Annotated in this window: 17 protein-coding genes; 10 read left to right on the plus strand and 7 right to left on the minus strand. The window is 71.2% G+C overall.

Annotated elements, in window-relative coordinates:
* Positions 1-113 precede the first annotated feature (113 nt).
* A complete protein-coding gene (phoA, locus tag QP119_RS01340) occupies positions 114-1,703 on the minus strand; it encodes an alkaline phosphatase (RefSeq protein WP_284773139.1) in 1,590 nt (529 codons plus the stop codon).
* Between the two features lie 233 nt (positions 1,704-1,936).
* Here phoA and QP119_RS01345 point away from each other — a divergent pair, with 233 nt between their 5' ends.
* Complete coding sequence (locus QP119_RS01345; RefSeq protein WP_284773140.1) at positions 1,937-3,136, plus strand: cobalamin-independent methionine synthase II family protein; 1,200 nt, start codon at positions 1,937-1,939, stop codon at positions 3,134-3,136.
* A 249-nt stretch (positions 3,137-3,385) separates the two neighbouring features.
* Here QP119_RS01345 and QP119_RS01350 read toward each other — a convergent pair whose 3' ends face one another.
* Positions 3,386-3,928, minus strand: coding sequence for a hypothetical protein (locus QP119_RS01350; protein ID WP_284773141.1), 543 nt, complete (start codon positions 3,926-3,928; stop codon positions 3,386-3,388).
* Positions 3,929-4,197: 269 nt separating this feature from the next.
* Between QP119_RS01350 and ilvA the strand changes: the two genes are divergently transcribed.
* Positions 4,198-5,493 (plus strand): threonine ammonia-lyase IlvA, encoded by a 1,296-nt coding sequence (gene ilvA, locus QP119_RS01355; protein ID WP_284773143.1) that lies wholly within the window; start codon positions 4,198-4,200, stop codon positions 5,491-5,493.
* Positions 5,494-5,615: 122 nt separating this feature from the next.
* Here ilvA and treZ read toward each other — a convergent pair whose 3' ends face one another.
* The 3 genes from treZ to QP119_RS01370 form a co-directional block, all read right to left on the minus strand.
* Positions 5,616-7,475 carry a malto-oligosyltrehalose trehalohydrolase gene (gene treZ, locus QP119_RS01360; RefSeq protein WP_284773145.1) on the minus strand — a complete coding sequence of 620 codons (1,860 nt, stop codon included), beginning with the start codon at positions 7,473-7,475 and terminating at the stop codon, positions 5,616-5,618.
* Between the two features lie 104 nt (positions 7,476-7,579).
* Positions 7,580-8,725 (minus strand): hydrogenase formation protein HypD, encoded by a 1,146-nt coding sequence (gene hypD / locus QP119_RS01365; RefSeq protein WP_284773147.1) that lies wholly within the window; start codon positions 8,723-8,725, stop codon positions 7,580-7,582.
* A 175-nt stretch (positions 8,726-8,900) separates the two neighbouring features.
* Positions 8,901-9,170 carry a HypC/HybG/HupF family hydrogenase formation chaperone gene (locus QP119_RS01370; RefSeq protein ID WP_075664178.1) on the minus strand — a complete coding sequence of 90 codons (270 nt, stop codon included), beginning with the start codon at positions 9,168-9,170 and terminating at the stop codon, positions 8,901-8,903.
* Between the two features lie 83 nt (positions 9,171-9,253).
* On the opposite strand from QP119_RS01370, the gene hypE reads away from it, so the two are divergent.
* Entirely contained in the window at positions 9,254-10,369 is a 1,116-nt protein-coding gene (gene hypE, locus QP119_RS01375; RefSeq protein WP_284773149.1) for a hydrogenase expression/formation protein HypE, read from the plus strand.
* An 80-nt stretch (positions 10,370-10,449) separates the two neighbouring features.
* Here the strand turns inward: hypE and hypF are convergent, their stop codons facing one another.
* Positions 10,450-12,849: a carbamoyltransferase HypF gene (gene hypF / locus QP119_RS01380; RefSeq protein ID WP_284773150.1), complete on the minus strand. Its 2,400-nt coding sequence runs from the start codon at positions 12,847-12,849 to the stop codon at positions 10,450-10,452.
* A gap of 61 nt (positions 12,850-12,910) precedes the next feature.
* Here hypF and QP119_RS01385 point away from each other — a divergent pair, with 61 nt between their 5' ends.
* From QP119_RS01385 to QP119_RS01410, 6 genes are all read left to right on the plus strand, one after another.
* Positions 12,911-13,240, plus strand: a complete 330-nt coding sequence (locus QP119_RS01385) for a hydrogenase maturation nickel metallochaperone HypA (protein ID WP_284773151.1) — start codon at positions 12,911-12,913, stop codon at positions 13,238-13,240.
* Positions 13,241-13,319: 79 nt separating this feature from the next.
* Positions 13,320-14,138: a hydrogenase nickel incorporation protein HypB gene (gene hypB, locus QP119_RS01390; protein WP_284773152.1), complete on the plus strand. Its 819-nt coding sequence runs from the start codon at positions 13,320-13,322 to the stop codon at positions 14,136-14,138.
* Between the two features lie 266 nt (positions 14,139-14,404).
* The gene (locus tag QP119_RS01395; RefSeq protein ID WP_284773154.1) at positions 14,405-15,679 is read left to right on the plus strand and encodes a hydrogenase small subunit; all 1,275 of its coding nucleotides are present in this window, start codon (positions 14,405-14,407) and stop codon (positions 15,677-15,679) included.
* A 16-nt stretch (positions 15,680-15,695) separates the two neighbouring features.
* Positions 15,696-17,441, plus strand: a complete 1,746-nt coding sequence (locus tag QP119_RS01400) for a nickel-dependent hydrogenase large subunit (RefSeq protein WP_284773156.1) — start codon at positions 15,696-15,698, stop codon at positions 17,439-17,441.
* Positions 17,438-18,631 (plus strand): Ni/Fe-hydrogenase, b-type cytochrome subunit, encoded by a 1,194-nt coding sequence (gene cybH, locus QP119_RS01405; RefSeq protein WP_284773158.1) that lies wholly within the window; start codon positions 17,438-17,440, stop codon positions 18,629-18,631. Before QP119_RS01400 ends, cybH begins: the two co-directional genes overlap by 4 nt.
* Position 18,632: 1 nt before the next feature.
* Entirely contained in the window at positions 18,633-19,202 is a 570-nt protein-coding gene (locus QP119_RS01410; RefSeq protein ID WP_284773160.1) for a hydrogenase maturation protease, read from the plus strand.
* Here QP119_RS01410 and QP119_RS01415 read toward each other — a convergent pair.
* The gene (locus QP119_RS01415) at positions 19,133-19,495 is read right to left on the minus strand and encodes a hydrogenase maturation nickel metallochaperone HypA (protein ID WP_284773161.1); all 363 of its coding nucleotides are present in this window, start codon (positions 19,493-19,495) and stop codon (positions 19,133-19,135) included. The genes QP119_RS01410 and QP119_RS01415 overlap by 70 nt on opposite strands.
* A 79-nt stretch (positions 19,496-19,574) precedes the next feature.
* Here QP119_RS01415 and QP119_RS01420 point away from each other — a divergent pair, with 79 nt between their 5' ends.
* Positions 19,575-20,738: a nickel-dependent hydrogenase large subunit gene (locus tag QP119_RS01420; RefSeq protein WP_284773163.1), complete on the plus strand. Its 1,164-nt coding sequence runs from the start codon at positions 19,575-19,577 to the stop codon at positions 20,736-20,738.
* Position 20,739 lies beyond the last annotated feature (1 nt).

Genomic DNA, 20,739 nt, shown 5'->3' on the forward strand with positions numbered 1-20,739 from the left:
GGAGTGGGAGCGGCGGGGATGTCCCGCCGCGGTCCGGTCAGCTGGTGTGCTGCCCGCTGCCGGCGCTGGTGCGCTGGGCCCGCCGCCCGCCCGGGTGACCTGTGCCTGCGTGCCTACTTGCTGGTGTCGGGCTCGGCGTTGACGTCGAACTTCGACTCGTCGAGGCCCAGCGCGTCGCGGACCGTGAAGAAGAGGTCGGTCTGGTCGGTCAGGCCGGTCACGTTCGCGGCGCCGGGGCCGAAGGCGGCGATGCGCAGCTGGGCGCCGGTGTGCGACTGGTCGGTGACGTCCATGTTCTCGCTGGTGGCGTAGCCGACGGTCATCTCGGCGCCGTCCTTGGTGACGAGCTTGCGCGACAGGCCCGGGTAGACCGCGGCGCGGACCTCCTCCTCGGACTTGCCGGACTCCTCGGCCATCTCCTTGATGTCCTCCTCGGAGACGTTGCCGATGACCTGGCTGGTGTGGGCGTGGTCGGCGGTGACGACGACGAGGGTCTCGCCGTCCTCGGCCGCGAAGTTCAGGGCCTCCTGGACGGCCTCGTCCAGGTCGACGGTCTCACCGATCTGGCCGCAGGGGTTGGCGGCGTGGTCCTGCTTGTCGATGCTGGCGCCCTCGACCTGCAGGAAGAAGCCGTTCTCGTTGTCCTTGAGCAGGTCGATGGCCTTGGAGGTCATGTCGGCCAGCTTCGGGATGTCCTCGGTGCGCTCCGGGTTGTCGGTGCACTTGGCGGCCTCGTCGAGGTAGCCCTCCTTCTCGGCCTTCGGGCCCTCCCAGCGCACGGGCATGTTGCCCTCGGAGAACAGGCCCAGAACCGGGGAGTCCTGGTTGGCCTCGGTGATCTTGTCGAGCTCCTCGGCGTTGGTCGGCAGCTGGTAGCCGCGCTCCTCGGCCTGCTCGCGGAGGGTCTTGCCCTCCCACTCGCCGGCCTTGGCCTTCTGGTCGAAGCTCTCGGAGCCGCCGCCGAGCACGACGTCGGCGCGGGTGTTGAGCAGCTGCTCGGAGATGGAGCCGCGGCCACCCTTGTCCAGCAGGTCGTCACCGCACTTCTCGGTGTCCTCCGGGCCGTAGCACTTGCGCTTCTCCACGTGCGCCAGCTGGACGGCCGGGGTGGCGTCCTGGATCTCGGCGGTGGAGACGTTGCCGGTGCCCAGGCCGTTGGCCTTGGCGATCTCCAGCAGGTTGGCCTGCGGCTTGTTGTCGGCGTCGACGGAGATGGCGCCGTTGAAGGTCTTGGTGCCGGTCGCCCACGCGGAGCCGGAGGCCGCCGAGTCGGTGACGTAGTTCGGCGTCTTGTCGTCCTTGTTCAGCGAGTAGTGGGTGTACTGGCCGGTCACGGGCAGGGTGTCGATGCCGGCGAAGTCGCCGCCGGCGCCCTCGGCGTAGTTGCGGGCCACGGTGATCTCGGAGTCGCCCATGCCGTCGCCGATGAGCAGGATGACGTTCTTGGCGTCCGACTTCTCGATCGCCTTCTGCAGCATGGCGGCCTGGTCGCCGTCGATGCGGCGCGCACCGCCGTGGGCGGCGATGTCGCCGTTGGCGGAGCGGTCGGCGAGCAGGTCACCGGCCTCGCCCTCGCGGGTCTCCGCGACCTGGGCGCCGGAGGCCTCCGAGGAGCCGGAGTCGTCCGCGCAGGCGGTCAGGGTCACGGCCAGGGCGGCGGCCGACAGGCCGGCGAGGGTCGTGCGCAGGGTCTTGTGCTTCACTTGTGCTCCCGTTCGATAAAGCGTCTGGAATTCTCGGCACGGGCTGGGCGCAGCGGGTGCACCCGGTCTTCTGCCTTGTTACACGATGAACCTGCGCTGTGAACGCTTACTGAAAGTAAATTGAAAAGCCCGTGAACTTCACGGCTACACTGTGACTGCGTAACCTGCGGCACCCACGGCGCCCACCGGGACGTCGTCAATCGCCCGCACCCGAGACCGAGAGGAACTGGCTCTTGACCACGCGCATCCGCACCACCCACGTCGGCTCGCTGCCGCGCACCCCGCAGCTGCTGGAGGCGAACAACCGCCGCCACGCCGGCGAGATCGGCGACGAGGAGTTCCGGGAGATCCTGCAGGCCTCCGTCGACGAGGTCGTCGCCCGCCAGGTCGAGCTGGGCATCGACATCGTCAACGACGGCGAGTACGGCCACATCACCTCCGGTGCCGTCGACTACGGCGCCTGGTGGAACTACATCTTCTCCCGCCTCGGCGGCCTGACCATGACCGAGGAGGATCGCTGGGCCAACCAGGACGTCGTGCGCTCCACCCCGGGCAACATCAAACTGACCAGCTTCGCCGACCGCCGCGACCGCGCCCGCTTCAGCGAGGCCTACTCGGACCCGGACTCCGGCATCCTCACCGGCCGCGCCAAGGTGGGAAACCCCAAGTTCACCGGTGAGATCACCTACGCCGGCGGCGAGGAGGTCGCGCGCGACACCGCCCTGCTGCGCCACGCCGTCGACGCCACGGGTGCCCAGGCCGGCTTCATCGCCGCGATCTCCCCGGGTGCCGCCGCGCGCCTGAAGGACGAGCACTACGGCGACGACACCGCCGTGGTCAACGCCTGCGCGGCCGCACTGCACGAGGAGTACAAGGCCATCACCGACGCCGGCTTCACCGTGCAGCTCGACGCGCCGGACCTGGCCGAGGCCTGGGACCAGATCAACCCGGAGCCGTCCATCGAGGACTACCGCGCCTGGCTGCGCATCCGCATCGACGCCATCAACGACGCCCTGGCCGGCCTGCCCGTCGAGCAGACCCGCCTGCACATCTGCTGGGGCTCCTGGCACGGCCCGCACACCACGGACGTGCCGTTCGCGGACATCATCGACGAGATCCTGCGCGCCAAGGTCGGCGGCTTCTCCTTCGAGGGCGCCTCGCCGCGCCACGCCCACGAGTGGCGCGTCTGGCAGGACCACGAGCTCCCCGAGAACACCCTGATCTATCCGGGTGTCGTCTCGCACTCGATGAACGCCGTCGAGCACCCGCGCCTGGTCGCCGACCGCATCCTGAAGTTCGCCGAGCTCGTCGGCCCGGAGCGCGTCATCGCCTCCACCGACTGCGGCCTCGGCGGGCGCCTGCACCGCCAGATCGCGTGGGCGAAGCTGGAGTCCCTGGTCGAGGGCGCGCGCATCGCCTCCGAGGAGCTCTAGGGCCCCTCAATTGCCGACGTCCCGTCGGTCGCCCGGGTGCTGATTGTCGCGCTCGGGCGCGGGGCGGGGGCGGGGCGCGAAGCTGGCGCTTCGCGCGGGTGGCGCCGGTCCATGGCTTGGACGGGCGTGCACCGGTTGCGCCGCCTGACGCACGCAGCAGAAAGGCGCGGAGCGTTTCGCTCCGCGCCTTTCTCGCGTCTGTGTGCTGTGCGCCGGGGCCAGCGGGGTGCGCCCGCGGCCCGGGGTTCCTTAGAAGCGCAGGGCGCCCTGGATGTCGTTGATCAGGTTCGGGTTGATCTTGAAGATGAACCCGACGACACCGGCCACGGCGGCCAGGACGGCCAGGACGGTGTTGAATATGGCCAGGCCCTTGTTGAACTCCTGGTTGGGGTAGGCCCACGCGGGCTGGTTGCCGTAGGAGCACTTGGACTTGGCGGCCTCGTAGCCCAGCTTGTCGCCCTTGACCTCGATCGTGAAGTCCTTCGGGTACTCCTCCGCCTTCTTGTCCGAGGCGCAGAACTCCTTGAACTCGGGGAACGCCTCGAAAAGGGTCTCCGAGGCGCTGGAGCCGTTGGTGCTGGAGTTGGTGTCCGTCGCGGTGGCGGACGGGGTCGGCTCGCCGGTCTTCTTGTCCTCGGTGCTGGAGGAGTTGTTGTCGGCCGGGGCCGTCGTCGAGGCGGCGGTCTCCTCGACGGAGCTCTGCGCGTTAGCGGCGACGGGGCTGAGCAGCGAGCAGGCGGTCATTGCGGCGGTGGCCAGCGCGAGGCCGGTGCGGCGGCGGAAGTTCTTCACGGTGGTGGTTCCTCTCGAAGTGTCGTGTTCGCCGGCTTCTGCGGTGACGCGGGTTCCGGCTCGGCCTGCGGGGGCCGCGGGCGGTGCCGCCGGGAGCGCCGGACACGGGCGCCGGGGCGGGTTCCGGAGAAGCACTCTACCAGGATCCTCCTAAGTCATAAACAGGAAAGTTTGTTCGCAGGGAAACGATCCTGCGGAAACGATCCCCCGGGAACTTAAGGCGGGCCTGCGACCCCCCGTGCGCGGGAGGCGAGGTTAGAATCTCCTCCATGACTGAGACGCGCACCACCGACGAGACCCCGGCCTTCGACCCCGTTCACGCGGCCGACATTCAGCAGGCCCAGGCGCGCATCTCCGCGGTCATCGCCCCGACCCCGCTGCAGTACTGCCCGCGCCTGTCGGAGGCCGTCGGCGCCCAGGTCTTCCTCAAGCGCGAGGACCTGCAGGACGTGCGCAGCTACAAGATCCGTGGCGCCTACAACGCCGTCAGCCAGCTCAGCCCCGAGGACCGCAGTGCCGGCATCGTCGCCGCCTCGGCCGGCAACCACGCCCAGGGTGTCGCCTACGCCTGCAAGGCGCTGGGCATCCGCGGCAAGATCTTCGTGCCGGTCCAGACCCCGAAGCAGAAGCGCGACCGGATCCGCGTCCACGGCGGCGACGCCGTGGAGCTGGTGGTCACCGGCAACAACTTCGACGAGGCCGCCGACGCCGCGCGCGCCGACGCCGCCGAGCGCGGCGCCGTGATGGTCGAGCCCTTCGCCGCCCGTGACACCGTCATCGGGCAGGGCACCGTCGCCGCCGAGATCCTCTCGCAGCTCTCCGCCCAGGGCAGGACCCTGGACACCATCTACGTGCCGGTCGGCGGCGCGGGTCTGCTCGCCGGCGTGACCAGCTACCTGGCCGACATGTCCCCGCGCACCGGCGTGGTGGCCGTCGAGCCCTCCGGGGCGGCCAGCCTGACCGCGGCCCTGGCCGCCGGCCACCCGGTCACCCTCGAGACCGTCGACCCCTTCGTCGACGGCGCGGCCGTCAAGCGCATCGGCGACATCAACTACGACATCGTCGAGCGCAACCTCTCCCGCGTGCACGTCACCGACGTCTCCGAGGGTGCGGTGTGCACCGAGATGCTGGACCTCTACCAGAACGAGGGCATCATCGCCGAGCCCGCCGGCGCGCTGTCGGTGGCAGCCCTCAAGACCGTCGACGTCGCCCCGGGCGCGACCGTGGTCTGCATCATCTCCGGCGGCAACAACGACGTCCTGCGCTACAACGAGGTCATGGAGCGCTCGCTGGTGCACCGCGGCCTGCGCCACTACTTCCTGGTCAACTTCCCGCAGGAGCCCGGCCAGCTGCGTCACTTCCTCAACGAGATCCTCGGCCCGGACGACGACATCACCCGGTTCGAGTACCTCAAACGCAACAACCGCGACACTGGCGCGGCCCTCGTCGGCCTGGAGCTGGGCCGGGCCTCGGACCTGGAGGGCCTGCTTGAGCGCATGGCCGAATCCCCGCTCGACTGCCAGCAGCTCCACCCGGGCACCCCGGAGTACTCCTTCCTCATCTAGGGAGGGGCGCCGGCTCCCGACTGGGCTCGGACCAGTGACCTGATCGGGCGCGCCTCTCACGGGGGAGGGGCGCAGCAAGAAGCTTCAGGGTGGCGGCGCCGAGCTCGCGGGGCGCCGCCACCTCAGCGCAGCAGGACCGCGAACTCCCAGGGACCGAGCCGGGTCTCGTCCGCGCCGACCTCGGGCTCGGTGAAGGAGTAGCGCAGCTCCCCGCCGAAGGGCACCGTGACCGGCTCGGGGGAGAAGTTGCCCACCAGCGTCCACTCGCGCCCGTCGGGCGCGGTGCGGTGCATGGCCACCCACCCGTGCTCCAGGGCCACGGCGTCGGCGCCGACCGCGGCCCCGGAACCCGCCTCCCGCACGGTGGCCGTCACGGCGTGGTCGACGCGCACGTCGGAAAGCACGCCCGAGGCGCAGCCGAGCTCGCGGCGCAGCCGCAGCAGCTCGCGCACGGCGGCGACGATGCCCCGCTGGGCGTCGTCAAGCTCCCAGTCCAGCTTGGCGGAGGCGAACGTCTCCTCGGCGGCCGGGTCCGCGATCGTGTCCGGGTCCCAGCCAGAGGAGGCGAACTCGCGCAGCCGGCCGGTGCGCGTGGCCTCCAGCAGCCCCGGGTCGGTGTGCGAGGCGAAGAAGGGGAAGGGCTGGCGCGCGCCGAACTCCTCGCCCATGAAGATCATCGGCGTGAACTCCGAGAGGTAGACGAACGCGCACTTGAGCAGGTGCTGCGTCGGGGTGATGCGCTCGGCGGCGCGGTCGCCGGCCGCGCGGTTGCCCGTCTGGTCGTGGGTGGTGGTGTAGGTGACGAAGCGCGCCCCGGGCATCCGCGTGCGGTCGAAGCCGCGCCCGTGCGAGCGCCCGCGGTGCAGCGAGTAGTCACCGGTGAAGCGGTACGCCTCGCTGAGCGTGCGCGCCAGGTCGCCGACGCGCCCGTAGTCGCGGTAGTAGCCGTACTGCTCGCCCTCGGTCAGCGTGTGCAGGCAGTGGTGGACGTCGTCGAGCCACTGCGCGTCGAGCCCGCAGCCGAGGTCCTCGACTGGGGTGATCAGGCGCGGGTCGTTGAGGTCGCTCTCGGCGATGACGCAGCGCGGCACGCCGGTGCACGCGGCGACGTCGCGCGCGACGTCGGCGATCTGCTCCAGTACGGAGACCGCGCCCCGGTCGTCGAGCGAGTGCACCGCGTCCAGGCGCACGCCGTCGACGTGGAACTCCCCGAGCCACTGGCGGGTGGCGTCGAGGATGAAGCGGCGCACCTCGTCGGAGCCCGGGCCCATCAGGTTGACCACGTCGCCCCAGTCCGTCGCCGCGCCCGTGGTGTACGGCCCGAAGAAGCCGGTGTAGTTGCCGTCGGGGCCGAAGTGGTTGAACACCAGGTCCATGACCACGGCCACGCCGTGGGCGTGCGCGGCGTCGACGAAGGCCTTCAGCCCCGCCGGCCCGCCGTAGGCCTCGTGGACGGCGAACCAGCTGACCGGGTCGTAGCCCCAGTTGCGCTCGCCGCCGAAGGGCTGGACGGGCATCAGTTCCACCGTGGTCACCCCCAGCTCGCGCAGGTGCGCGAGCTTTCCGACGGCCGCGTCGAAGGTGCCGTCGGCGGTGAAGGCGCCGACATGCAGCTCGTAGAGCACCTGGCCGGGCAGCGGGCGGCCCGTCCAGGTCGCGTCGGTCCAGTCGAATTCGGTCGGCACGACCTCGGAGAAGCCGTGCACGCCGTCGGGCTGGCGGCGCGAGCGCGGGTCCGGCAGCAGGATGGACCACTCGGGCTCGGGCGCCTCGGCGGCCGGCTCGGTGGCCAGCTGGAAGGCGTAGCGGCGTCCCGGGGTCGGCGCGGGGGCGTCGGCCGGCGGGACGAACCAGCCGCCGTCGGCGCGCTCGAGATCCACGCGCCCGCCGTCGGGGTCGTCGAGGACCAGCCGGACGCGGTCGGCGTTCGGGGCCCACACGGAGAAGATCGGGTGGCGGTCGGGTTCAGTGGGGGAGCTCATGGTCTCCACACTAAAAGACCGCGCCCGCCGGATGTAGCGGGTGCGGGGAAAATCGGCGGCGGGCCGGGGGCGGGCCGGTGCCGGCCGGGCCGGAGCCGCTCGGATCAGTTGTTGGCCAGGGCGGCGGTGGCGGCCTTGTCGATGCGGCCGAAGTTGTAGTACGCCGCGCAGGCACCCTCGGGCGAGACCATGCAGGTGCCGATCGGGGTGTCCGGCGTGCACGCGGTGCCGAAGACCTTGCACTGCCAGGGCTTGATACGCCCGGTCAGCACGGAGCCGCACTCGCAGGCGACCGGGTCGGCCACGCGGTCGTCCGGGACGTCGAAGAGGCGCTCGGCGTCGAAGTCGGCGTAGGCCTCGGAGATACCGAAGCCCGAGTTCGGCAGCCAGCCCAGGCCGCGCCACTCGAAGCTGTCGCGCACGGTGAAGACCTCGTCGAAGAGGCGCTGGGCGGCGACGTTGCCCTCGCCGGTGACCACGCGCGAGTACTGGTTGCCCACGCTCGCCTCGCCGCGGGCGACCTGCCCGGAGACGAACTGCTCGAGCAGCATGGCGACCGACTGCAGGATGTCCAGCGGCTCGAAGCCGGCCACCGCGACCGGCAGGTTGAACTCCTCGGCCAGAAAGTCGAAGGCCTTCGTGCCCACGATGGTGGCCACGTGGCCGGGCCCGATGAAGGCGTCGACCTCGGTCTCGCCGCCGTCGGCGATCGCACGCAGCGGCGGCTCGATGGTGACGTGGTTGGAGAACACGGAGAAGTTCTTCACCCCGCGCGCCTTGGCGGTGCGCAGCGTGACGGCCGTGGACGGTGCGGTGGTCTCGAAGCCGACGGCGAAGTAGACGACCTTGCGGTCCGGGTTCTCCTGGGCCAGCTTCAGCGCGTCCAGCGGGGAGTAGACGAAGCGCACGTCGCAGCCGCGGGCGCGGGCCTGCAGCAGCGACTCGTCGGAACCCGGCACGCGCATCATGTCGCCGAAGGTGGTCAGCATGACGTCGTCCTGGCGGGCCAGCCACAGCGCGTCGTCGACGCGGCCCATCGGGATGACACAGACCGGGCAGCCCGGCCCGTGCACCAGGTCGATGTTGTCGGGCAGGAGGTTCTCCAGCCCATAGCGGTAGATGGTGTGGGTGTGGCCGCCGCAGATCTCCATGATCTTGATCGGGCGGTCCAGCTTGGCCGCGTCGTGCTCGATGCGCTTGAGCAGGGCGCGGGCCGCAGCCGGGTCGCGGAACTCGTCGACGAACTTCACTTGGCAGTGCACCTTCCTGGAGAGGGGCGGAAACGGGAAACAGGGGCGGCGCGCAGGCGCCGGGCGTCGGGGCGCCGGCCGCGCACCGCCGACCACGCACCACGGGTGCGGGGCCCGGCGACGGGGACCGACGCGACGTCGAAGAGCGGGCCGGATGGAGGGTCCGGCCCGCGGGTCAGTCGATTCTGGATGTCGAGAACGAGTCGAGCTCGTCCTCGTAGGTGTTGGCGCCGAGCTGCCGGATCTGCTGCAGCGTGGTCGTCGCCTCGTCCTCGTCGATCTTGCTCAGGGCGAAGCCGACGTGGACGAGCACCCACTCGCCGACGTCGAGGCCCTCGTCGACGAGCAGATCAGTGGAGATGACGCGGTTGACGCCGCCGATGGTGACGGTGGCGCGGCCGGGATCCTTCATCTCGACGATCTGGGCGGGCACTCCGAGGCACATGTGCAACCTCCTCAAGGTTTTCTGGACTACCGTCGAGCCTAACACCGACCCCCGTTATCTCCCGAGAAAGGCCGTGAGTAAGCGTGGAACCGAAAAACCGCATCAACCAGGACGAGGAGCGCGTCAATGACAACATCTCGCGCGTGCGGCGTCACCCCGGCCGGCTGAAGGACGACCACATCACGTTGTCCCACGGCGCGGGCGGCAAGCAGTCGACCACGCTGCTGGACCGCCTGTTCTTTGACGTCTACGGCAATGAGATGCTCGACCAGGGCGGCGATTCCGCGGTCGTGGACCTGCCGAGCCTGCTGGCCGACGCCCAGGCCGAGGGCGCGAAGCTCGCCTTCACCACCGACTCCTACGTGGTCAACCCGATCGAGTTCCCCGGTGGCTCCATCGGCGAGCTCGCCGTCAACGGCACCGTCAACGACCTCTCGGTCGCCGGCGCGGACCCGAAGCTGATCTCGGTGTCCTTCATCCTGGAGGAGGGCCTGGAGGTCGCCACCCTGCGGCGTGTGGCCGAGGCCGTGCGCGACGCCGCCGCCGAGGCCGACGTGACCATCGCCACCGGCGACACGAAGGTCGTCCCGCGCGGGGCCGCCGACCACCTGTACATCACCACCGCGGGCGTGGGCGTGATCCCGGCCGGCCGCGACACCGGCTTCGGCAAGGTGCAGGTCGGCGACCGGATCCTGCTGTCCGGCCCGATCGCCGACCACGGCATGGCCGTGATGATGGCGCGCGGCGACCTCGCCCTGGACGCGCCGATCGCCTCCGACACCCGCGCGGTCAACAAGCTGACCGCCGCGCTGCTCGAGGCGGTGCCGGACACCCGCTGGATGCGCGACGCCACCCGCGGCGGCGTGGCCACCGTGGCGAACGAGCTGGCCGACGCCACCGGCCTCGGCGTCGCCTTCGAGGACGAGGCCATCCCGGTGCGCGACATGACACGCGCGGCCTGCGACGTGCTGGGCATCGACCCGCTCTACGTGGCCAACGAGGGCACCTTCCTGGCCGTGGTGCCGAAGGACTCCGCCGACGCCGCCGTCGAGGCCGTGCGCGCCGCCGGGGCTCCCGAGGCCCGCCTGGTCGGCCGCATCGTCGAGGAGCCGGCCGCCTCCGTGGTGCTGGTCACCGGCTTCGGCGGCGCGCGCATGGTGGACAAGCTCGCCGGCGACCCGCTGCCGCGCATCTGCTGATTTTGCTTGACGACGCCCGCGGTGCGCCCCGTGGGCGGTTCCGTGCGACGTGCGGCGCCGTGATTGCCGACGCCCGCGCGTCAGTTGAGACGGGCGAAGTCGTCGACGCCGGCGCGGGCGGCGGCCGCCTGACCCAGCGAGAGCCCGCCGTCGTTGGCGGGCACCGTGTGGTGCTCGAGAAGCTTCAGGCCGCGGGCCGAGAGAGCGGCGGCGAGATCGCTGACGAAGAGCCGGTTGAGCGCGCAGCCGCCGGTCACCCCGACCACGGTCGTGCCGGCCTGTTCGGCCGCGGCCTCGAGGCGCGCGGCGAAGAGTCCGGCGAGGCCGCGGTGGAAGTCCCGGGCGCGCTCCGCGACGGGGGCGGAGCGACCGGCCACCGCGGCGAGCAGCGCGGCGACGGCCTCGCGGTCGTCGTCGGGGGTGCGGTGCGCGGGGGCGGGGGAGTGCGTCGGGGAACCCGCCTGTGGCCCGGTCGCCCGGGGCGCGGCGGGCCCGGCGTCGCCCGGCGCGTCACCGGCCGAGCGCGCCAGGGCCTCGAACTCCATGGCCGCCTGGCCCTCGTGGCTGACCGGCCCGGTGAACGCGCCCGAGAGGAACGCCGCGGCGTCGAAGAGGCGGCCCGCCGAGGAGCACTCCACGGTGCCCGTGCCCGAGGCCAGCTGCGAGTCGACCAGCCGCAGCTCGGCGGCGTCGACCCCGGCGAAGCAGTCGGCCTCCGCGACCGCGGCGGCCAGGCGCCGGCGGGCCGTGTCTGCCGCGTCATCCGGGCCGTCACCGGTACCTCCGCCCAGCGCCGCGACGAGCCCGCGTGCCAGCCGCCAGGGGTTGCGCACCGCCTTGTCGCCGCCGGCCATCCGGAAGACCGGCAGGTGCCAGGCGCGCGACCAGTCCGGCCCGGACGCGTCGACGGCGAGCACCTCGCCGCCCCACACAGTGGCGTCCGTGCCGAAGCCGGTGCCGTCGACCACGGCGACCACCGCCCGGCCGGCCACCTCGTGCTCGGCCAGCAGCGAGCGCGCGTGCGCGTGGTGGTGCTGCACGCCGATCAGCGGCACGTCGTGCTCCTCGGCGAAGCGCTCCGCCCACGCCCTCGTCGAGTAGCCCGGGTGCAGGTCGCAGGCCACCGCCGTAGGGGTGGCCCGCTGCATGGTCAGCATGTCCGCCGTCGAGGCGTCGAAGGCCCGCCTGCCGGCGAGCGAGGCCATGTCGCCCAGGTGACCGGCCACGTTCGCGCGCTTGCCCACGGCGAGCGTGAAGGCGTTCTTCAACTCCCCGCCCACGGCGAGCACGCACGCGACGTCGGCCGGCGCGGCGTCGTCAAGCGGGAGACGTAGCGGCAATGGGGCGAATCCGCGCCCGCGGCGCACGGGGCGGGTGCCGCGGAAGACGGAGTCCTCGACGGGCAGGTGGATGGGGCGGTCGTGCAGGACGAAGAGGTCGACGAGGCGGGCCAGCTTCGCGCGCGCGGCGTCGTTGGTGTGGCAGACCGGCTCGCCGGGCACGTTGCCCGAGGTCGCGATGACCGGGCGGTCCACCAGCAGCTCGTGCAGCGGGGAGTAGGGGCGCATCACACCGACCTCGCCCAGGCGCGGGGCCACGCCGGCGGCCAGCACGCCCAGGTCGCGGCCGATGACGATGGGCGCGGCGGGCGAGTGGACGAGCTCGAGCTCGGCGTCGGTGAAGCCGGCGACCTCCTCGGGGCGCGGGGCCATCACGGCGAAGGGCTTGTCCGGGCGGTGCTTGCGCTCGCGCAGCAGGGCCACGGCCTCGGGGTTGCGGGCGTCGGCGAGCAGGTGGAAGCCGCCGATGCCCTTGACCGCCAGCGCCCCGCCGCGGTCGAGCTCCGCGCGGGCGAGGGCGAACAGCTCGTCCGGCTCGCCGTCGAGGCGCTCCCCGTCGCGCTCCAGCCACATCGTCGGCCCGCAGTCCGGGCAGGCCACCGGCTGGGCGTGGAAGCGGCGGTCCAGCGGGTCGGCGTACTCGGCGGCGCAGCGCGGGCACATCGGAAAGCCCGCCATCGTCGTGTTCGGCCGGTCGTAGGGCAGGTCCGTGATGATCGAGTAGCGCGGCCCGCAGTTGGTGCACGTGATGAACGGGTGGTGGTAGCGGCGGTCGTCGGGGTCGTGCAGCTCGGCCAGGCAGTCGGGGCACGTCGCCGAGTCCGGGGGGATGAGCGTGCGCTCGCCGGAGGCCCGTTCGGACGCCACGATGCGGAAGATCTCCTCCCCCTCAACGGGGGAGACCGGGGTCTCACGTCGGCCTGTGATCTTGGCCAAGGGGGGCAGTGTTCCAAGCGCCTCGTCGAGGAAAGAGTGCACCGCCTCACGCGTGCCCTGAGCCTCGATGAAGACCTCACGGTCGTCGTTGCCCACCAGCCCCGTGACCGGGTGGCGCGCGGCCGTGCGCGCGATGTGCGGGCGGAAGCCCACCCCCTGCACGACGCCGGTGACCAGGGTGCGGACGCGGATGATCTGGGCCATGGTCCCCGAGCCTAGCCGGGGCGTGCACCCGGGCCCGGGGCCGGCCGATAGGGTCTGGGGCGTGCATGAAGTCGCGTTGAGCAACCAGCTGGCGGGGGTGGTCCGCCGTGCCGCCGGCGGGCGCCGGGTCACCGGCGTGCACCTGAAGATCGGGGCGTTGCGGCAGGTCGTGCCCGAGACCCTGCGGTGGGCCTGGGGCTTCGTCATCGACGGCACCGACCTGGCCGACGCCGGGCTCGAGGTCGAGTGGGTCCCGCTGGTCATCGAGTGCGCCAACGGGCACGTCACGGAGGTGAGCGGGCAGCTCGACCTGACCTGCCCGGAGTGCCCCGCGAAGACCACTATCGTGGGCGGGGAAGAGTTCACCGTCGTGGACATCGAGGTCGCCTGAGACCCCGCGAGAACGTCACCGGCGGGAACTGCACACCTAGAGGTCTTTGGGCGCCCCGCGCCCGGGAGGGATGTTTTCCATGGGACGTTTCCACCGTCACGCCGACGGCACCGTGCACGAGCACCACCACGGCCATGACCATGACCACGGTCACGACCACACCCACGACCACGACGTGATCGTCCACCACGAGGACCACCGCGACGTCGGCGACCACTCCGGCTACGAGACGGGCCGCGAGCGCATCGACGTGCTCGAGGACATCTTCTCGGAGAACGACCGGCTGGCCGCCGCCAACCGCAAGGCCTTCGACGACAACTCGGTGACCTGCGTGAACCTGATGAGCTCGCCGGGCGCCGGCAAGACGACCCTGTTGCGCCACACCCTGGCCGCCGCCCAGGACCGCCTGCGCGTCGGCGTGATCGAAGGCGACATCGAGACCGGCATCGACGCCGAGAAGCTCGCCGGCTTCGGTGCACAGGTCTCCCTGCTCAACACCGGCGCCGGCTTCGGCGGCGAGTGCCACCTCGACGCCCCGATGGTCGCCCACGCCCTCGAGGGACTGGATCTTTCCACCCTCGACCTGGTGCTCGTGGAGAACGTGGGCAACCTGGTCTGCCCGGCCGAGTTCGAGGTCGGCGCGCACCGCCGCGCCATGATCGCGTCGGTGACGGAGGGCGAGGACAAGCCGGTCAAGTACCCGGTGATGTTCCGCTCCGTGGAGGTCGTCGTGGTCAACAAGATGGACCTGCTGCCGCACCTGGACTTCGACATGGAGCTCTTCCGGGCCAACCTGGAGAAGGTCAACCCGGGTGTGAAGGTCATCGAGTGCTCGGCGCGCACCGGCGAGGGCGTCGACGAGTGGCTCGCCTGGCTCGACCCGCGCCTGGCGCGGTAGCCACGGGCCACGGACCGGTCTCCGGCGGCATCCGGGTCGCCCACGGACCGGTCCCGGCCCGACTCCGCCCCGGCCCGGGTGCCCCCGGGTCGAGGCCGCTGACCGAAGTTTCTTAGGACACCCAGCCCAAAGTGCTTATCTCCGGTTCTGTCAGAACCTATCAGCGCTGATAACCTGGGTTTGTGTATGTGCGGTTACCGCACCCCCTGTTCGGGGGCGGGCGGTCTTACCGCGGTTTCCCCACAACAGATTGAGGTTCCAACATCATGGATCTTGCACACGTGTGGCGGGGCGGCACCCTGCTGGAGAACCTGGAGCGGCAGGGGGTGAAGCGCCGCAACTTCATGCAGCTGTGCGCCGCCATGGCCGGGCTGTTCGCGGTGGGCCGCCCGGACCCGGCCTACGCCGACGCCGAGGAGACGGACAAGATCGCCGAGGCCCTCGGCGGCGCCGACAAGCCGCTGGTCGCCTGGCTGCAGCTGCAGGAGTGCACCGGCTGCACGGAGTCCCTGCTGCGCTCGGGCTCGTCGACCGTCGAGGACCTGGTGCTCAACCAGCTGTCCATGAACTACAACGAGCTGATCATGGCCGCCGCCGGCACCGCGGCCGACGAGGCGCTCTACGACATGTTCAAGGAGCCGCACATCCTGGTGGTCAACGGCTCCGTGCCCACCAAGGAGAACGGCGCCTACTGCACGATCGCCGGCAAGTCCGCCGAGCAGATTCTGCTCGACGCCGCCGAGAACGCCACCGTGGTGCTCGCCGTGGGCGCCTGCGCGGTGTGGGGCTCCGTCCAGGCCGCCAACCCGAACCCCTCGGGTGCGGTCGGCGTGGACCAGATCATCAAGGACAAGCCCGTCATCCAGGTCGCCGGCTGCCCGCCGATCGGCGAGGTCATCACCGCGACCATCACCTACCTGCTCACCTACGGCAAGCCGCCGGAGGTCGACAGCCAGGGCCGCCCGAAGTTCGCCTACGACCAGCGCATCCACGACTCCTGTGAGCGCCGTCCGCACTTCGACGCCGGCCAGTTCGTCCGCGCCTTCGACGACGAGGGCGCGCGCAACGGCTGGTGCCTCTACGAGGTCGGCTGCAAGGGCCCGTCGACCTACGCGCCCTGCCCGATCGTGCAGTGGAACATGAAGACCAGCTGGCCCATCGGCGCCGGCCACCCGTGCATCGGCTGCACGGAGAAGGACTTCTTCGACAAGTTCACCCCGTTCTACGAGGTGCTGCCGAACATCCCGGGCCTCGGCGTGGAGGCCTCCGCGGAGAAGATCGGCCTCGGCCTGCTCGGCGTCGCCGGCGCGGGCGTGGCCGTCCACGGCGCGATCACCGCCTTCAAGACCATCGGCGTGCGCCGCGAGTCCGGCGAGGTCGAGCTGCTCGCCGCCTTCGGCGACGACAACGACAAGCAACCCGCCGGTGCCACGGCGACCACGATTGACGACGCCGCGTCGCCCGGCGCGGGCGGTTCCGGCGCCCACGGCGTGGGCGGACCCGACGGTGTGACCGGCACCGGTAGCGACGGCGCGAAGTAGAGGAGACCCGAGAACAATGGCAGAACGCATCGTCGTCGACCCGATCACCCGCATCGAGGGCCACCTGCGCATCGAGCTGGAGACGGAGAACGACAAGATCACCGACGCGTGGTCGGAGACCACGCAGTACCGCGGCATCGAGGACATCTGCCGCGGGCGCGACCCGCGCGACGTCTGGGCCTTCGTCGGCCGCATCTGCGGCGTGTGCACGGCCGTGCACTCGATCGCCTCGGTGCACGCCGTCGAGGACGCCATCGGCTCGCGGCCGCCGGAGCAGGCGCAGCTCATCCGCGACATGGTGCTCAGCTCCCAGGAGCTGCACGACCACGTCGTGCACTTCTACCACCTGCACGCCCTGGACTGGGTCAACGTGGTCGCGGCCGCCGAGGCGGACCCGAAGAAGACCGTCGAGTTCGCCCAATCGATCGGCTCGAAGTGGAAGCTGAACTCCGAGGAGAAGTTCACCCAGGTCAAGAACACCCTCCAGGAGATCCTGGACTCCGGCCAGCTGTCGGTGTTCACCAACGGCTACTGGGAGCACCCGGACTACCGGCTGCCCCCGGAGGCCAACCTGATGGCCGTGTCCCACTACCTGGACGCGCTGCAGTTCCAGCGCTCGATCATCCGCATCAACACCGTCTTCGGCGGCAAGAACCCGCACCCGAACTTCCTGGTCGGCGGCATGGCCTGCTCGATCGACACGGAGAAGTCCGAGACGGTCAACCAGGTGCAGATCGACAAGATCCGCCAGTGGATCGAGGAGATCCACGAGTTCGTCAACGACTGCTACCTCCCGGACGCCCTGGCGATCATGGGCGTCTACAAGGACTACTTCGACATCGGGGCCGCGGCGCCGAACTTCCTGGCCGTCGGCATGGCCGGCACGGCCTACGTCGGCCACGACCTCGACCAGCCGGTCTCGCTGGGCGACGACGGGGTGCGCCCCGGCGTCATCCTCGACGGTGACTACTCCAAGGTCCACCCGCTGGACCCGGACCTGATCAAGGAGTACATCTCCTCGGCCTGGTTCACCTACGAGGAGGGAAACGACGTCGGCCTGCACCCCTCGGTCGGCGAGACCACGGCCAACTACACCGGCCCGGAGCCGCCGTACGAGTGGCTCGCGCACGCCGACGACGGGCGCTACACCTTCTCCAAGGCGCCGCGCTACGACGGCCGCCCGACCCAGGTCGGCCCGATCTCGCGCGTGCTCAGCGCCTACATCCAGGGCCACAAGCGCACCAAGGAGCTCGTCGACTCCGCCCTCAAGAAGTACGACATCAAGGTCTCCCAGCTGAACTCGACCGCCGGGCGTACCCTGGCGCGCGCTGTGGAGTCGGTGACGGCCTCGGAGAAGCTGCGCGACGAGATCTTCCCCAAGTTCATCGACAACCTGCGTAACGGAGACTTCGACGTCTTCGACAAGACCCGCTGGGAGCCGAGCTCCTGGCCCGAGGAGGCCGACGGCTTCGCCATCGTCGAGGTCGCCCGCGGCTGCCTGAGCCACTGGGTCACCGTCAAGGACAAGAAGGTGGCCAACTACCAGGCCGTCGTCCCGACGACCTGGCTGGCCGGCGGCCGTGACCCGGAGGGCAACCGCGGCCCCTACGAGGAGTCGCTGGCCGGCGGCCACCCGCTGGTCGACCCGAAGCAACCGCTCGAGGTCCTGCGCACCATCCACTCCTTCGACCCGTGCATGGCCTGCGGCGTCCACCTGCTGGACCCGGAGGGCAACGAGATCTTCCAGGTGATGACAGAATGACCTCCTCGCTGCGACGGGCGGCCTCGGACGCCCCCGCGATCCGCGCCTACCAGGCCTTCGCCCTGTCCCGGCTGGCTCCCACCGAGGTGCTCGAGGCGGCGGCCGTCGCCCCGGCCGGCTCCGACGACCCGGTTGACCGGGCCCTGATCGGCTCGCTGCGCGCGAACCGCCAGGGCGTGGAGCCGGAGATCGTCCCGGATGAGAAGTTCACCCCCGCGACCCCGGAGCAGCGCTACTCGCGCGCCGACATGGAGGACCGCGTGATTTTGCGCGGCGACCTCGAGTCGGTCGCCGAGGTCGCCGAGATGACCGGCGCCCAGCGCCGCCTGCTCAACCGCAACGTCCGCTCGATGGGCCGGATGGGCCGGCGCTGCCTCGGCGTGGCCGTGGCGGAGAAGGACCTGCTGGGCAACGTCGGGCCGATGCAGATGCAGGGCTTCGTGGCCATGTCCGTGGTCAAGGAGTCCGAGCTGGCCCGCGCCGTGGACAACAACACCCCGGAGTGGGTGCGCGTGGAGGTCTGGCCGACCGCCCTGCGCTGGCAGCACTGGATCAACCTGGCGCTGATCATCCTGCTGACGCTGACCGGCTACTTCATCATGGACCCGTTCTTCGGGCCCGACCCGGCCGCCGACACCGGCTTCCTGATGGGCTGGATCCGCTTCGCCCACATCGCCTGCGGCTTCGCCTGGTGCGTGCTGGCGCTGTGGCGGGTCTGGCTGCTGTGCGTGGCCAAGACCCGGCAGAACCGGTGGCGCTCCCTGTGGCCGATCTACAACATGGAGGACGCCAAGAACATGCTGCGCACCGCGCAGAACTACCTGTTCCTCGGCAAGGGGCCCGCGCCCCTCTACGTCGGCCACAACGCGCTGCAGCAGTTCGCCTACACGGGCATCTACGCGCTCTCGGTCATCCAGATCTTCACCGGCCTGGCGCTCTACGCGCTGCCCAAGCCGTCGGTCTGGTACTGGGACATCGTGCGCCTGCCGGTGGACCTGCTGGGCATCCCGTGGGTGCGTCTGATCCACGCCGCGATCATGTTCATCATCTGGGCGTTCGTGATCCTGCACGTCTACCTGGTCATCCGCGCCGACTCGGTGGAGGAGCACTCCGGCCTGTCCGCCATGCTCAACGGCGGCTACTGGCTGCACCGCGACTCCAACCCGGTCGACGGCCCGAGGATCGGCTGACGTGACCGTCCCCGGAAAGGTCACCTGCCTGGCGGTGGGCAACACCATCATGGGCGACGACGGCATCGGCCAGGCACTCCTCGAGCTCGTCGAGGACCGCGGCCCGGCCGGCGTGGACTACGTCGACGGGGCGATCGCGGGCCTGGAGCTGCTCGGCGAGTTCCAGGACGCCGAGCGACTGCTGGTGCTCGACGCCGTGGCCGGCCCCGGCGCCCCCGGCGAGGCCGTGCGGCTCGAGGGGGCGGAGATCCGCCGCTTCATCCCGCAGAACGTCTCGCCGCACCAGGTGGGACTGATGGACCTCTTCGGCGCGGCGCGCCTGCTCAACGACGAACCGGCCGAGCTGGTCGTCGTCGGCGTGGTCGCCGAGAAGATCGAGCTGACCGTCGGGCTGACCGAGACCGCGCAGGGCGGCCTGGAGGCCGCCGCACGGCTCGCCCTCGACCAGCTCGCCGCCTGGACCGGTGGCGCCGACGGTGCCGCCGGCGCAGACGACCCGGCTCAGTCCGCCGAGTCCGCGGCGTCCCCGTTGGCCACGTCGACCCAGTCGAGCGTGAACTCACGCCCGTGACGCAGGTCCGCCGTCGGGGTGTGGCAGACCGGGCAGGTCAGGTCGAAGAACTCGTCGATCTCCCGCTCGGCCGCACACTCCGGGCAGTACACCGTCGCCGGCACGTCCGTGACCTCGAGGCGCGCGCCCTCGCACACCGTGCCCGCGCGCGCCACCGGCCACGCCCCGTGCAGCGCCTCGAGCACCACCCCGGAGCGGCGCCCCACCGTCAGCCCTACGGCCTCGATCGCGCGCCCGCCGGCGCTCGACTCGACGGCGTCGACCACCCCGGTCAGAAGACTCAGCTCATGCATGGCCCCCATCCTAGGGACAACCGCCTGCCTGGGATCGCGGGCAGGGGCCACACCCCGTGAAAGGAAGGATCCGGAAGCGATGACAGAGAAACTCCGCGTCGACCAGCTCGTCGACCCGGCCGGTGCCGTGGTGCACGTGCGCCACGACGCCGAGGGCCACGTCGACGAGGCCGCCTTCGACCTCAGCGGCTTCCCGCGCGTGGACCCGATGCTCGTCGGGCGCACCACCGCGGAGGTCCCGCAGCTGGTCACCCGCCTGTGCGGGCTGTGCCCGGTCACCCACCACCTCGCCGCGATGCGCGCCCTCGACGACCTCACCGGCCTCACCGTCCCGCCGCGCGCGGTGGCGGTGCGCTCGCTGCTGCACCACGGCTCGGTGCTCGACACGCTCGCCCCGAAGCTGCTGTTCACCCACCGCGAGCTGGCCGTCGAGCTCAAGCGATTCGGCAAGCAGGTCCTCGAGGCCGCCGGCTGTCCCGGCCACTTCCCGGACGTCGCCGTGCCCGGTGGCGTCAAAAACGACGCCGACACCTCGATTGTCGACGTCGCGGTGCTCGCCGACCTACGAGAACGTGCCGCCGCGCTGCCGGGGCTCGCAGCCCCGGCCTTCACCGGCGCCGCCGACGTCTTCCTGTGCGACGCCGACGGCACCTGGGACCCGCTCGGCACGTTCTTCGCCGTGGTCGCCGGTGACACCCGCGAGATCTACCCGGTCGCCGAGTTCCCGGAGCGGGTGCGCGAGTCGCGCCCCGGTGCCACCTCACCGCGCCCGGAGGTGCTCTTCGGCGGCGACTGGCTGCCCTACCGCGTGGGCCCGGCCGCCCGGGGTACCCGCGGCGACCGCTTCGGCGTGGCCGACAGCCTCGACGGGGTGGCCGCCGCACTGGACGCGCTCGGGGAGACCACCGGCGACGGCGCGCTGCGCGCCGGCGGCGACCACGAGGGCGTCGTCAAGCACCAGGGCCGCGGCGTGGGCCTGGTCGACGGGCCGCGCGGGCTGCTCGCGCACGTCTTCGACGTCGACGCCGAGGGCACGCTCACCGGCTGCTGGATCCTCACGCCCACCGCGCAGAACGAGCCGTGGCTGGCGGCGATGCTCACCGACGCGGCGCGCTCCGGCGCCGGCGAGGAGGGCATGGAGCAGGCGATCCGCACGGCCGACCCGTGCCTGCCGTGCTCCTCGGCGCCGCCCGGGGCGATGCACGTGGAGGTCGCTACGATGGAACCCGGAGAAAAGGAGTAAG

The organism is Corynebacterium frankenforstense, from assembly GCF_030211955.1.
GTDB lineage: Bacteria > Actinomycetota > Actinomycetes > Mycobacteriales > Mycobacteriaceae > Corynebacterium > Corynebacterium frankenforstense_A.

Coding starts and splice junctions, on each gene's coding strand:
- QP119_RS01400 (WP_284773156.1), top strand. CDS start 15,696: ATGGCAGAACGCATCGTCGTCGACCCGATCACCCGCATCGAGGGCCAC.
- hypB (WP_284773152.1), top strand. CDS start 13,320: ATGGGACGTTTCCACCGTCACGCCGACGGCACCGTGCACGAGCACCAC.
- ilvA (WP_284773143.1), top strand. CDS start 4,198: ATGACTGAGACGCGCACCACCGACGAGACCCCGGCCTTCGACCCCGTT.
- hypF (WP_284773150.1), bottom strand. CDS start 12,849: ATGGCCCAGATCATCCGCGTCCGCACCCTGGTCACCGGCGTCGTGCAG.
- treZ (WP_284773145.1), bottom strand. CDS start 7,475: ATGAGCTCCCCCACTGAACCCGACCGCCACCCGATCTTCTCCGTGTGG.
- cybH (WP_284773158.1), top strand. CDS start 17,438: ATGACCTCCTCGCTGCGACGGGCGGCCTCGGACGCCCCCGCGATCCGC.
- QP119_RS01395 (WP_284773154.1), top strand. CDS start 14,405: ATGGATCTTGCACACGTGTGGCGGGGCGGCACCCTGCTGGAGAACCTG.
- QP119_RS01370 (WP_075664178.1), bottom strand. CDS start 9,170: ATGTGCCTCGGAGTGCCCGCCCAGATCGTCGAGATGAAGGATCCCGGC.
- QP119_RS01415 (WP_284773161.1), bottom strand. CDS start 19,495: ATGCATGAGCTGAGTCTTCTGACCGGGGTGGTCGACGCCGTCGAGTCG.
- QP119_RS01420 (WP_284773163.1), top strand. CDS start 19,575: ATGACAGAGAAACTCCGCGTCGACCAGCTCGTCGACCCGGCCGGTGCC.